The following is a 13053-nucleotide window of genomic DNA, read 5'->3' on the forward strand; positions in this document are numbered from 1 at the left end:
GGCGAAACATGTCCGGCGGCGTCGGCGAAACATGTCCGGCGGCGTCGGCGAAACATGTCCGGCGGCGTCGGCGAAACAAGGAAAGGAATCATGAGCCGCACGCTCCAGCAGGAGAAAGACTTTAGGGGTCACCTGTCGATCACGGTGACGGCGTAATCGACGGCCGACTCACCCAGTCGCGGGTGCCTCGATGTCAGCTGATCTGCCACCCGATGGAGGGGTCAACGGCGATGGACGAGACATCGACAACTTCGAAGGCCTCAATCGGGATGGTGTTCAGTTCCTGCGCCGCAACGAGGTGCTCGGTCCCGACCCAGCCGGTGCTCATTGTGCCCAGTGAAGCGCCGGGTCCTGCCGGGCCAGAGTCGTAGATGACGGCGCCGTGAACCTGCAGGCCCCGCAGGACGATTTGGGTGCCGCGCGAATAGGGGGTGATGTCGAAGTCGCTGTTCAGTCGGAACACCGTTCCCATCGGGACCCCGTCGGGGCTGGTGCCGTCGCCTGCGCGTGCCGGCCAGGTGAAGCCGGCGCCGCGGTCGGCGGCGATGACCAAGCCCAGCATGTGGTCGATCTCACCGCGTTCCAGATCATCGGGGCGCAGCAGCATCGGCATGAACGGCAGCCGGGACGCGTTGGCCCAGCCGATCTCTGGGTACAGGTGCGAGCTCATGTCGTACTGTGCGCCGGCTCCGGCAATCCATTGGTCACCCCAGATGGCTCGGTATGCCGCGTTTCCGAGCGCATCGAGAAGACCGGCGTCGGGAAGTTCGACACCATTGGCGACGTTGATGAGCTCCTGGGAGATGCACGTGCCTTTCTGGAACACGAACAGGTGACGGTCCCAGGCCGGGACTGAGGGCATGCCTTCGACGAGCGGGCGGTCGGGGATCGCGTAGGGGCGGTCATCGATGCCCGGTCCGCTGGTGGAATAGCCCCGGTTGAAGATCACCGTTTCCTTTGGGTGCGACGCCTCGACGACGTTCACCGGCAAGCCGCCGCCGGTGCTGCCCATCCATTCTTTGGCGCCCATACCGGACTTCAGTGTGCCGCCGGCGCCCCCGCCGAGCAGTTCGATGAACTTGTCGGACTCGGGCAGCAGCGGAAGGCCTCGAACATCGGCGTGGAAGATGGTGTCGGCCGGCATCAGGGTGCAACCGCAGAAGGTGGAATCCGGTAGTGGAGGTGGAGCTTGGTCGCTAGGGCTGATCTCGACACGGACAGGCACCGCGATGCTGCCGCCGTGGCCGTCGTCGACGGTGACACTCACTGCGTCCACTGAATCGGAGGCGGTGGCGTAGGGATGCCAGGCGTTGTACCGCGCGTGGGCAGTGGGGGTGTAGGTGAAGCTGCCGTCGGCGTTCACCGTGAAGGTGCCCTTGAGCGTCGTGGTCGAGCCGCTGTAGTTCAGCGGGTCAGAGTCGGCGTCTTGACCGATCACCGTTCCCATCGTGATCCCGGTGAGCGCATCCGGACTACCGACAGTTGAGCTCCCCGTCGGCGCGGCGTTGACCGGACCGATCGCCACGTTCACCGGAATCTCGGTGAGCGCGCCGTACTTGTCGACGACCTGGACCTTGAAGGAGTCGGTCTTGTCCGCGGCGGTGGCGGAGGTGGCCGCGGCCGCGTGGCGTGCGGCAGCGTTGGGCGTGTAGGTGAAACCGCCACCGCGTTTGACCGACACCGTGCCCTTATCGGTCACCGTCGTAGATTCGATATAGGACAGCGAGTCCCAATTGGGGTCGGCGGCCTTGACCGCACCGGTTACGACCCCGCTCGCGGCGTTGGGTGCGCCGACGTTGCGCGAGCGCACCACCGGCGCGGAATTGAGCGGGACCACGGTGGTGTTCACCTGAACCGAGGTGGTGCCGCCCTGGCCGTCGCTGACCTTGACCGAGAAGCGATCCGAATTGATGAACGGGAGGAATCGGGCCAGCAAGCGGACGAACTCGTTTGTTGAGTAGGTGAAATTTCCGTCGCCGAGGTTGCTCACCCAGCCCCACGTCGGTCGGCTCGCAGTGTAGGTCAGTGCGTCGTTGTCCATGTCGCTGGCAACAACGGACACCCGGGTGACGCCGGTGACCCCATCGGGTGCGGCTACCGTCGCCGTTGCGGTGGGCGCGGAGTTGACCGAGCTGATGGATGCGGCCCTGCCTGGCGTCTGGCCGGACTGGACAGTGGCCGCTGTCGCGACTTGGTCGACTCCCGCCGAAATAGGTTCAGTGGCAACCATATCGGTGGTGCCGGTCGATTGTGCGGCGGGCGCTTCGAACTCTTGGGGCTGATCCGAGGCGCGGCGCGCTGCTCCGAGAACGGACGATAACGCCTGCGTATCCAGCGGCAACTGCCGATCGGGTGCGGGCACCTCTTGGGCAGTCGGCGAGATTGCGTCCTGGAACTGCTCGTCGTCTGGCAGTGGAACATCGGAATAGTCTGGTATTTCGGCGGTTTCGGACTGGGAGGCGCGGCCTGAGCCAAGGCGCTCTACTGCGTCCTCAGTCGGCTCGTCAGTTTCTGCGAGGGCCTCAGGTTCGTCACCGTATCCGGATTCGTCGCCGTAATCAGGTTCGTCACCGTATCTAGATTCGTCGCCGTATTCGGTTGCGGCGGCCGACTCGGCGCGCGGACTCGACTCGGACGTGAATCTGCTTTGTGAGCCCGACGTACGCAGGCTGTGGTTGCCCGCGCTCTGCGCCGACGGTCCACTCGAGGAGTCGTCGGTGGAGGATCGGGCCCCGTCTGAGCTGCTTTCCGTCCCACTGCTGGAACGGTTCGATGTGTTGTTGCTGTCCGAATCGGCGCTGCCTGCAGACGACGATGAATCTGCAGGGTCGGCGGCGGCTTCCCCGATACCCCCGACCGCTACCGCAATCCCGATGCCGAGCGAAACGGCGAGACCGGCGGCCCGCCCCACATGCTCATTAGCTGCCATTGCAAGGCCCCCTCCATGCAAGGCCAAGAATAGTCGTGTTGGTGATCGAAGTTCTGGGGATTCGCCTAGTTCGCAAGGCGTAATGGCGTGTTAGCGGGGCGGGGTGGTTATGGATCCGGCACGCTGGTACTCGATTCCCGCGCGTCCGGCGTTCCTCCGCCGCGCGGTATGCGCACACCTATGGTGATGTTCACCACGACACCAGGCCTTTCGGAGAGCGACGGGCCGCGACGCTCTCGGGAGTGAGCGATGTCCAGCGACCAGGGTGCCCGCCAAGATTGCGAAAGCAACGAACGCGAACTGCACGGAGACAACGAGTTCGACGAACAGTCGGCTGGTGAGCGCGCACCGGCCGAGAGCAAGTCAACCTTCCGCAGACGCTGGATCGGGTTTGGTGCCGGTCTGCTGCTGGCGGTGCTGGTCTACCTGCTCCTGCCCGGTGACCTGGCGCACCCGGCCAAGCTCACCGCCGCCATCGCGGTCCTGATGGGCGTGTGGTGGATGACCGAGGCGATCCCGATTCCGGCCACTGCTTTGCTGCCCCTCGTCGTCTTTCCGACGCTCGTGGACGATGTGAGCGTCAGCGACGTCGGCGGCTACTACGGCAGCAGCATCATCTTTCTGTTCATGGGCGGATTCCTCATCGCCCTGGCGATGCAGCGGTGGAATCTGCACCGCCGCATCGCGCTACTCACGGTGCGGGCGATGGGTACCAGTGCGACGCGGGTGATCGCCGGCTTCATGCTCGCCACCGCGTTCTTGAGTATGTGGGTCTCCAACACGGCGACCGCAGTGATGATGGTGCCGATCGGCGTATCGGTACTGATGCTGGCCGGCACCGTCTCAGGCAACGTCTCAGGGGAGGGCGGCGAGGACCCCGAGAGCGATGTTAAGGAGCAGGTGAAGCGGTCCAACTTCGGCACGGCGCTGATGTTGGGCATTGCGTACGCCGCCTCGGTCGGCTCTCTGGCGACCATCATCGGCACTCCGCCGAACGCCTTGCTCGTGGGCTACCTGCAGGATGAGCAGAACATCAGTATCGGCTTCGGCCAGTGGATGCTGCTGGGTCTTCCGCTCGCCAGCGTCCTGCTGGTGCTCACCTGGCTGCTGTTGGCCAAGGTGATATTCAAGCCCGAGATCGACGAGATCCCTGGCGGTAAGAAGTTGTTCGACACCGAGCTGGGCAAACTTGGCGGCACCTCCACCGGCGAGCGGCGCGTGATGGTGATCTTCGCCCTGGCCGCGATCAGCTGGATATCGTTCCCGCTCCTCTGGGAGCAGCCTCCCATCTCTGACGCCGGCATCGCGATCGGCGCCGGGTTACTGCTCTTCATCCTGCCGGCGGGGTCGAAACGGGGCGTGCGGTTGCTCGACTGGGACACTGCGGTCCAGCTTCCATGGGGTGTGCTGTTGCTTTTCGGGGGCGGACTGGCACTGTCGTCGCAATTCGGTTCGTCGGGACTCACCGAGTGGATCGGCACGCAGGCAGAGAGCCTGAAGGGGCTCTCGATTCTGCTGCTGGTGGGGGTGATCACGACGGCGGTGATCTTCCTGACCGAGCTGACGAGCAACACCGCCACCGCCGCAACGTTCCTGCCGGTGATCGGCGGGGTTGCGGTGGGCATCGGCCAGGATCCGTTACTGCTGACGATTCCGGTCGCCCTGGCGGCGACCTCGGCGTTCATGCTTCCGGCGGCGACCCCGCCCAACGCCATCGTCTTCGGCACCGGCTACGTCAACATCGGCAGCATGGTCAAGGGCGGGATCTGGCTGAATCTGTTGGCGATCCTGCTCATCAGCGTGGCCACCACCACGCTGGCAGTGTGGGTCTTCAGCATCGCGACCTGACGACTCGCAGGGCTTCGTCGCGGCCCCCGGTGAGGGCTGAGGTGTCGTTGCGCCCCTGTTGCGCCCCCGGCAGGGATCGAACCTGCGACCAACCGCTTAGAAGGCGGCTGCTCTATCCGCTGAGCTACGGGGGCCGCGCGCACCCACCCTAGACGGTGCTGTTCCCGGCAACGGAGCACGCGCCGTTCGATCTCGTTGCTCACGCAGCTGGAGAGTTACATCGGCTTCAGGTGAAGAACCGATCGGCATGAACAGCGGCCGCCGCCGTCAAGTTTCCGTCGATGTCGGCGGACCGCAACCGAACCCACGCGACGCCGACCGACGACGGCGTATTCGACGCGGCGTCCAGACGCGGTGTCCATCAGTGCGGAGATCTGTCCGGCATTCAGCAGGTCCGAACCCGGGGGTGTCCTGCCGGACTCCGGAATGGGGACCGCCGCACGTGCGGCGAGAATAAAAGCCACTCCGGCTCTCAGGGTGGCCGACTAGCGTGGAGCCATGAGCAACCTGCCGGAACTGGACGCGGCCGGACTGCCGGAAGAACTCAGTGCGCTCGACCAGCTCCTGCACCGCGGCGAAGCCAATCCGCGCACCCGCTCGGGCATCATGACGCTGGAACTTCTCGACACCACACCGGACTGGGAGCTTCTCCGCGGCCGCTTCGAGAACGCCTCGCGCAAGGTGCTGCGGCTCCGGCAGAAGGTGGTGACGCCGACACTGCCCACTACTGCTCCGCGCTGGGTCGTGGATCCCGACTTCAACCTCGACTTCCATCTTCGCCGGGTTCGCGCCCCAGAGCCGGGAACCCTGCGCCAGGTGATGGATCTCGCCGAAGTTGCCGCGCAGTCGCCTCTGGACATCTCCCGTCCGCTGTGGACGGCCACGCTCATCGAGGGGGTGGGCAACGGCCGCGCGGCACTGATGGTGCACCTCAGCCATGCGGTGACCGACGGTGTCGGCGGCGTCGAGATGTTCGCCAACCTCTACGATCTTGAGCGTGACCCGCCTGCGCAGGACACCGCACCACTTCCCATCCCGTCCGATCTGTCGCCCAACGATCTGATGCGTCGCGGTATCAATCGGCTGCCAGGCACCGTCGCGGGCGGCATGCGCGATGTCCTGTTCGGTACTGCGCAGGCGGTGGGACACGCGGTGCGGGACCCGGTGTCACGGCTGGGCAGTGTCGTGGACTACGCGATGTCGGGCGCCCGGGTGATCGGACCGGTCGCCGACCCGTCGCCGTTGTTGCGGCGCCGCAGTCTGTCCTCGCGCAGCGAAGCCATCGACATCAAGTTCGGGGATCTGCACCATGCGGCCAAGGCTGCCGGCGGTTCGATCAACGACGCCTATCTTGCCGGGTTGTGCGGCGCGCTGCGCCTCTATCATCAGGCGAAGGGCATTCCCGTCGAGACCCTGCCGATGGCCGTCCCGGTGAACTTGCGTTCCGATGCAGATCCAGCCGGGGGCAACAGGTTCGCCGGCGTCAACCTCGCGGCACCGATCAGCCTGTCGGATCCGGAAGTTCGCATCAAGAACATCAGAACCCAGATGACCCGCAAGCGAGACGAGCGGGCCCTCGACATGGTCGGAGCGATCGCGCCCTTAGTCAGCCTGCTGCCGGATACGGTGCTGGAGTCCATGGCGGGGTCCATCGTGAACTCCGATGTGCAGGCCAGCAATGTGCCCGTCTATGCCGGAGACACCTACATCGCCGGCGCGAAGGTGCTGCGGCAGTACGGTCTCGGGCCATTGCCCGGCGTGGCGATGATGGCCGTGCTGATATCCCGGTCCGGTTACTGCACCATCAGCGTCCGCTATGACAGGGCCTCGATCACCGACCCGGACCTGCTCGCGAGCTGCCTGCTGAGCGGCTTCGACGAAGTGCTGGCTCTCGGCGGTGAGGGCCGCGCTTCCCCGGCGACGTTCAAAGCCCCGCCACCGACAACGGCGGGGGATTCCCGGCCCTTCTCACCTAACGAAAGTGTCAAGCAATGACATCGGGGACATCGGGGACATCGGGGACATCGGGGACCGGTCACATGCGTCTGCCCGGTTCGGTCGCGGAAGTCGAAGCCAGCCCACGCGGCCCCAAGGTCGGCGCGTTCTTCGACCTCGACGGCACGCTCGTCGCGGGCTTCACCGGGGTGGTGATGACACAGGACCGAATACGGCGCGGGCAGATGTCCGTCGGCGAGTTCATCGGCATGGTGCAGGCAGGTCTCAACCACCAGTTGGGCCGCTCCGAGTTCGAGGATCTCATCGGCAAGGGTGCCCGCATGCTGCGCGGCAACTCGCTCGCCGACATCGACGAATTAGCAGAGCGACTCTTCGTGCAGAAGATCGTCAGTCGGATCTATCCGGAAATGCGTGAGCTCGTCCGGGCGCACATGGCCCGCGGCCACACGGTCGTACTCAGTTCATCCGCACTGACGGTGCAGGTTGAGCCGGTGGCACGGTTCCTGGGTATCCGGAACGTCCTGAGCAACAAATTCGAGACCGACGACGACGGGCTGATCACCGGCGAGGTCCAGCGGCCGATCATCTGGGGGCCGGGCAAGGCCAGGGCAGTTCAAGGGTTCGCCGGTGCGAACGAGGTCGACCTATCGAAGAGCTACTTCTACGCCGACGGAGACGAGGACGTCGCGCTGATGTACCTGGTCGGGAACCCGCGCCCGACGAACCCGGCGGGCAAGATGGCCGCGGTCGCAGCCAAGCGTGGTTGGCCGGTGCTGCGGTTCAGCAGCCGCAGCGGCAGTAGCCCGCTCTCGCAGCTGCGCACCGCAGCGGGAATCGCGACGATGATGCCGATCGCCGCCGGAGCCGTGGGTGTCGGTCTGTTGACCCGAAACAAACGCACCGGGGTCAACTTCTTCACCTCGATGTTCGGGCGGACGCTCCTGAACACCATCGGTATCAACCTGCATGTTCTCGGCAAGGAAAACCTGACCGCGCAGCGGCCCGCGGTGTTCATCTTCAACCACCGCAACCAGGCGGACCCGATGATCGCCGGAAGGCTGATCAGCGACAACTTCACCTCGGTGGGCAAGAAGGAATTGGAGAGCGATCCCATCGTCGGCACCATGGGCAAGATCATGGATGCTGTCTTCATCGAACGTGACGACCCGGCCAAGGCGGTCGAAAGCCTGAAGAAGGTCGAAGAGCTCGCAGGCAAGGGCCTGTCTATCCTCATCGCACCCGAGGGCACCCGACTGGACACCACTGAGGTCGGCCCGTTCAAGAAAGGTCCGTTCCGGATCGCCATGTCGGCCGGCATTCCGATCGTGCCGATCGTGATCCGCAACGCCGAAGTGATCGCGGCGCGCGACTCAAGCACGTTCAACGCCGGCACCGTCGATGTCGTTGTCTATCCGCCGATTTCGGTCGAAGACTGGACTCACGACAATTTGACGGAGCGTATCGCCGAGGTCCGTGAGCTCTATCTCGAGACGCTCAGGGACTGGCCGCGCGATGAGCTGCCCACGCCTGATCTCTACAAGCGCGCCAAGGCGCGGGCCAAGAAGGCCGCCGCCGCGAACGCGTCGGCCAAGAAGGCAGCGGCCAAGAAGGCCACCGCCGCGAGCGCGTCGGCCAAGAAGGCGCCCGCCAAGAAGGCGCCCGCCAAGAAGGCGCCCGCCAAGAAGGCCGACGCCACGAACGCGGCGGCCAAGAAGGCGCCGACCACGAGAACGCCTACCAAGCGCACCGGCTCGAAAGGGCGGCCATGAAGGCACGGATTGACGACATGGCGGCCTTCAGTGCCACCGGCGACACCCTCATCCTGGCTTCGGTGTCCTCGCCGGCCGAGGGGGAACTGTTCAACGACTGGCTACACCTTCAGCGTCGCGAGCACCCCGGCGCGAACATCGAAGTGCTCAAGCTGCCCGCCGACGATGATCCGCCGGAAAGTGTTCTGTCCGGACTCGTTGATCTGCTCGAAGCCGACGAGGATCGCTCGGTGGTCCCGGTTCGGGTGTTCTGGGTGCCCGGCGGTTTGCCCACGCGGTCCAAAGTGGTTTCGTTGCTATCGGGTCGCGACACCTATTGCCCGCCAAAGATTCTGCAGCGCCGCATCCTCAAGCGCAATCCATCGCGTGCCCGGGTGGTTGCCGGCGAACCTGCCAAGGTGTCCGAATTGCGCGAGCAGTGGAGCGACACCACTGTCGCCGAAAACCCTAGGGATTTCGCACGATTCGTTATTCGCCGGGCAATACTGGCTATCGAGCGTGTCGAACTTCGCTTGCTCGGGCCCGAGTACAAGTCACCCCGCCTGGTCAAACCCGAGATGCTGGCCTCCGCACGGTTCCGCGAAGGGTTGGAGAAAATTCCCGGAGCGACCGTCGACAAGGCCGGCGTCATGCTCGACGAACTCGGCACCGGCTGGAGTCGCTTCTCCGTCGATCTGATTCCGTCGGTGGGCCGGGCGATCTTCAGCCGAGGATTCGATCCGAATATCGACTACGACCGCCTTGAGGTCGAATCGATGCGGCATGCGCTCGAAGCTCACCCTGCGGTGCTGCTGTTCTCGCACCGGTCCTATCTCGATGGCGTGATCGTCCCCGTGGCGATGCAGGAGAACCGGTTGCCGCCGGTGCACACCTTCGCGGGCATCAACCTTTCCTTCGGTGCGATGGGCCCGCTGATGCGCCGTTCAGGCGTCATCTTCATCCGTCGTAAGCTTGATGATCCGCTCTACAAGTATGTGCTGCGCCAGTTCGTCGGCTACATCGTGGAGAAGCGGTTCAACCTCAGCTGGTCCATCGAAGGCACCCGGTCGCGAACCGGAAAGATGCTGCCCCCCAAGCTAGGTCTGCTGGCCTACGTCGCCGACGCCTATCTGGACGGCCGCAGCGACGACATCCTGCTTCAGCCGGTCTCGATCAGCTTCGACCAACTGCACGAAACCGCTGAGTACGCGGCCTACGCCCGGGGCGGGGAGAAGACCCCCGAGGGGTTGTCCTGGATGTACAACTTCATCAAGGCTCAGGGCGAGCGCAATTACGGCAAGATCTACGTGCGCTTCCCCGAGGCGGTCTCGATGCGTGAATATCTGGGTGAGCCGCACGGCCCGATGGTCGACGACGAAGACGCCAAACGCCTTGCCCTGCAGAAGATGGCGTTCGAGGTTGCCTGGCGGATCCTCCAGGTCACCCCGGTGAACGCCACCGCGCTGGTGTCGGCATTGCTGCTCAGCACCCGTGGCGTCGCGCTGACCCTCGACCAGCTGCACCACACCTTGCAGGACTCGCTGGACTATCTCGAGCGCAAGCAGACTCCGATGACCAACAGCGCGCTGCGGCTGCGCACCCCCGACGGGGTCCGCGCCGCTGTCGACGCGCTGTCCAACGGACACCCGGTGACCCGAATCGACGGCGGCCGGGAGCCTGTTTGGTACATCGCGCCCCAGGACGAGTACGAGGCCGCGTTCTACCGGAACTCCCTGATCGACGCTTTCCTGGAGACGTCGCTGATGGAACTCGCACTCGCCCATGCCGCACGGGCGGAATCGGGTCGCTTGGAGGCCTTTTGGTCGCAGGTGATGCGACTTCGCGATTTGCTGAAGTTCGATTTCTACTTCGCCGACTCCGCGAGCTTTCGGGAACACGTCGTTGAGGAGATGTCCTGGCACGAGAATTGGGAGGATGACGTGGAGGCCGGTGGTGACCGGATTGCGGCGGTGTTGCGGGCCAAACGTCCCGCGATCGCGGCGCCGCTGCTGCGCCCGTTCTTCGAGGCTTACCGGATTGTCGCCGACGTCTTGATCGATGCGTCGGCCGACATCTCCGAGAGGGACCTGACGGCTAAGGCACTGGGATTGGGGCAGCAGTACGTGGCCCAGGGCGTAGTCCGCAGCACTGAGTCCGCTTCGACGTTGCTGTTCACTACGGCTCGGCAAGTCGCCGTCGACCAGAACCTGCTCGGGCCGGCCGAGGACCTGGCCGACCGGAGGGTCGCCTTCCGCGATGAGTTGCGGGGGATCCTCGCCGACATGGAAAGGGCCGAAGAGTACTCGCGCGAGCAGTTCTTCGCCCGCGAGCGGAGCCGCCAGAGGTTACGCAGCGGCCCTGTGTAGTCGGCGCGATCCGGCAGGGTCATACCCTAGGCGGATGACGTCGACCGGTCGCCTCGCACCCACCGGGGAGCGCGTTGTGCCGGTGTGGTCGGTGCTGTACGGGGTGGCACTGCTGGCCGGGGTCACCGCAGCAGCGCTTGCCGCACTTGCGTTAGCGGATGCGCTAACCGCCACGGGTCTGCCTGATCCGGGTCCGGTGACCAATTACGGGCTGCCGTTTGTGAAGGCGGCAGGGGAGATCGCCGCGGTAACGGCCACCGGCTCATTTCTCTTCGCCGCGTTCATGGTGCCACCGCAGCGCAATGGGGTGCTCGACGCCGCGGGCTATCGTGCGTTGCGCACCGGCACGGTGGCTTCCGGGATATGGACGATCTGCGCGGTGTTGATGGTGGCGCTCACGGTGTCCGACGTCAGTGGCCAGCCGCTGTCGGGGCGGCTGAGTCCAGCCGACATCTGGTCGGTGGCCGGGCTCATCGATGTGGCGAGCGCATGGCGCTGGACCGCGGTGTTCGCGTTCGTCGTGGCCGTCGTGAGCGCGGCGGTGTTGCGGTGGTCGTGGACGCCACCACTGTTCATCGGATCGCTGGTGACGCTGCTTCCGCTTGCGCTGACCGGACACGCGTCCTCCGGAGGGGCGCACGACGTCGCCACGAACAGTCTGCTCGTGCATCTCATCGCCGGCGCTCTGTGGGCAGGTGGTCTGCTGGCGCTGCTGGCCCACGCGCTCCGCGGCGGTGAACACGCCGGTCTGGCGGCACGGCGATTCTCGGCAGTCGCCCTGTGGTGCTTCGTGGCGATGGCGCTCAGCGGGGTGATCAACGCGTTCGTGCGTATTCGGCCGGAAGACCTTGTGCGCAGTGACTATGGCTGGTTGATCGTGGCGAAGGTGGCGGCGCTCTGCGCGCTCGGCTACCTAGGGTGGCGACAGCGCCGGAGCGGAGTGGCCGCACTGCAGCAGGACGCTGCGGCCCGCGGCCCGTTGATCCGCCTGGCGCTTGTCGAGGCGGCCATCTTCGGCTTGACGTTCGGGGTGGCGGTGGCGCTGGGCCGCACTCCGCCCCCTCCTCCGCAAAACCTCAACCTGTCCATACCCGCGGTCGAGATCGGGTACGACCTGGCCGGTCCCCCCACCGTGGGCAGGGTGCTGTTCGACTGGCGCTTCGATCTGCTGTTCGGCACTGCGGCCATCGTGCTCGCCGCGGTCTATCTCGCTGCCGTGTACCGGCTGAAGCGCCGGGGTGACGCCTGGCCCGCCGGCAGGGTCGCGGCATGGCTTCTCGGATGCCTGCTGCTGCTGGTGACGACGTCGTCGGGGATCGGCCGCTACATGCCCGCGATGTTCAGCATGCACATGATCGCCCACATGATGCTGTCGATGTTGGTGCCGATCCTGCTGGTGCTGGGCGGACCGGTCACGCTGGCACTGCGGGCGCTGCCCGCGGCCGGGCGCGGCGAGCCGCCGGGGCCTCGCGAGTGGTTGCTGGCCGCCCTGCATTCGCGGGTGTCTCGGGTGCTGACCAACCCGTTCGTGGCGACCGCGCTGTTCGTCGTCGGCTTCTACGGCTTGTACTTCGGCGGGCTCTTCGATGCCACCGTGGGCAGCCACGGCGCCCACGTCGCGATGAACGTGCATTTTCTTCTCAGCGGCTACCTGTTCTATTGGGTGGTCATCGGAGTGGATCCGACGCCACGACCGATACCGCCCGTCGGCAAGCTGGCGGTGGTGTTCGCTTCGGTCCCGCTGCATGCGTTCTTCGGCGTGGTGCTGATGGGAACTCCGACGGTGATGGGCGAGCGGTTCTATCGGTCGCTGCAACTGCCGTGGCACACCGACCTGATCGGCGATCAACGCCTCGGAGGCGGGATTGCCTGGGCTGCAGGTGAAGTCCCCCTCGTCGTGGTGCTGATCGCGCTATTCATCCAGTGGCGTCGCGCCGACCAGCGCACCGCCAAGCGACTGGACCGAGCCGCCGACCGCGACGACGACGCGGATTTGGCGGCGTACAACAGGATGCTGGCCGAACTGGCCCGGCGAGAATCGTCCGAAAGCGGCTAGCGCGGCGGTTATCCCCAATGCGCAACTCATCCACAGCGCGCGTCGTTTCGGGGGACTCCTCGGTGCCAGATGTCGGCGAGACGGCAGTTAATGGCTGTGTCACCGACGGATCAGGCGCACTGCCTGGTCTGCGGCCGAAAAATGAGGAAG

The 13053-nt window shown here is 65.4% G+C and carries 7 protein-coding genes and 1 tRNA gene; 6 read left to right on the plus strand and 2 right to left on the minus strand.

Annotated features, from left to right (window positions below; all coding sequences use genetic code 11):
* Positions 1-193: 193 nt before the first annotated feature.
* Entirely contained in the window at positions 194-2929 is a 2736-nt protein-coding gene (locus ACPGXI_RS09140; RefSeq protein ID WP_526652026.1) for a cadherin-like domain-containing protein, read from the minus strand.
* A 249-nt stretch (positions 2930-3178) separates the two neighbouring features.
* On the opposite strand from ACPGXI_RS09140, the gene ACPGXI_RS09145 reads away from it, so the two are divergent.
* Positions 3179-4777, plus strand: a complete 1599-nt coding sequence (locus ACPGXI_RS09145; protein ID WP_526652028.1) for an SLC13 family permease — start codon at positions 3179-3181, stop codon at positions 4775-4777.
* A 61-nt stretch (positions 4778-4838) separates the two neighbouring features.
* Here ACPGXI_RS09145 and ACPGXI_RS09150 read toward each other — a convergent pair.
* Positions 4839-4911 (minus strand) — tRNA-Arg (locus tag ACPGXI_RS09150).
* 21 nt (positions 4912-4932) lie between these two features.
* On the opposite strand from ACPGXI_RS09150, the gene ACPGXI_RS09155 reads away from it, so the two are divergent.
* The 5 genes from ACPGXI_RS09155 to ACPGXI_RS09175 all read left to right on the plus strand — a co-directional run bounded on the left by ACPGXI_RS09155 (position 4933) and on the right by ACPGXI_RS09175 (position 12903).
* The gene (locus ACPGXI_RS09155; protein WP_526652030.1) at positions 4933-5028 is read left to right on the plus strand and encodes a group I intron-associated PD-(D/E)XK endonuclease; all 96 of its coding nucleotides are present in this window, start codon (positions 4933-4935) and stop codon (positions 5026-5028) included.
* Positions 5029-5275: 247 nt separating this feature from the next.
* Positions 5276-6772 carry a wax ester/triacylglycerol synthase family O-acyltransferase gene (locus tag ACPGXI_RS09160; protein ID WP_526652032.1) on the plus strand — a complete coding sequence of 499 codons (1497 nt, stop codon included), beginning with the start codon at positions 5276-5278 and terminating at the stop codon, positions 6770-6772.
* A complete protein-coding gene (locus ACPGXI_RS09165) occupies positions 6769-8502 on the plus strand; it encodes an HAD-IB family hydrolase (RefSeq protein ID WP_526652034.1) in 1734 nt (577 codons plus the stop codon). The genes ACPGXI_RS09160 and ACPGXI_RS09165 overlap by 4 nt, the downstream gene beginning before the upstream one ends.
* Positions 8499-10847, plus strand: a complete 2349-nt coding sequence (locus ACPGXI_RS09170) for a glycerol-3-phosphate 1-O-acyltransferase (RefSeq protein ID WP_526652036.1) — start codon at positions 8499-8501, stop codon at positions 10845-10847. The genes ACPGXI_RS09165 and ACPGXI_RS09170 overlap by 4 nt, the downstream gene beginning before the upstream one ends.
* Before the next feature lie 34 nt (positions 10848-10881).
* Positions 10882-12903 (plus strand): bifunctional copper resistance protein CopD/cytochrome c oxidase assembly protein, encoded by a 2022-nt coding sequence (locus tag ACPGXI_RS09175; protein ID WP_526652038.1) that lies wholly within the window; start codon positions 10882-10884, stop codon positions 12901-12903.
* The last annotated feature ends 150 nt before the right edge of the window (positions 12904-13053 follow it).

It is taken from the genome of Mycobacterium sp. (genome assembly GCF_049608025.1).
GTDB lineage: Bacteria > Actinomycetota > Actinomycetes > Mycobacteriales > Mycobacteriaceae > Mycobacterium.

What these genes read in the sequence shown, in the direction of transcription:
- ACPGXI_RS09175 (WP_526652038.1), top strand. Translation starts at nt 10,882, where the DNA reads ATGACGTCGACCGGTCGCCTCGCACCCACCGGGGAGCGCGTTGTGCCG.
- ACPGXI_RS09140 (WP_526652026.1), bottom strand. Translation starts at nt 2,929, where the DNA reads ATGGCAGCTAATGAGCATGTGGGGCGGGCCGCCGGTCTCGCCGTTTCG.
- ACPGXI_RS09165 (WP_526652034.1), top strand. Translation starts at nt 6,769, where the DNA reads ATGACATCGGGGACATCGGGGACATCGGGGACATCGGGGACCGGTCAC.
- ACPGXI_RS09160 (WP_526652032.1), top strand. Translation starts at nt 5,276, where the DNA reads ATGAGCAACCTGCCGGAACTGGACGCGGCCGGACTGCCGGAAGAACTC.
- ACPGXI_RS09145 (WP_526652028.1), top strand. Translation starts at nt 3,179, where the DNA reads ATGTCCAGCGACCAGGGTGCCCGCCAAGATTGCGAAAGCAACGAACGC.
- ACPGXI_RS09170 (WP_526652036.1), top strand. Translation starts at nt 8,499, where the DNA reads ATGAAGGCACGGATTGACGACATGGCGGCCTTCAGTGCCACCGGCGAC.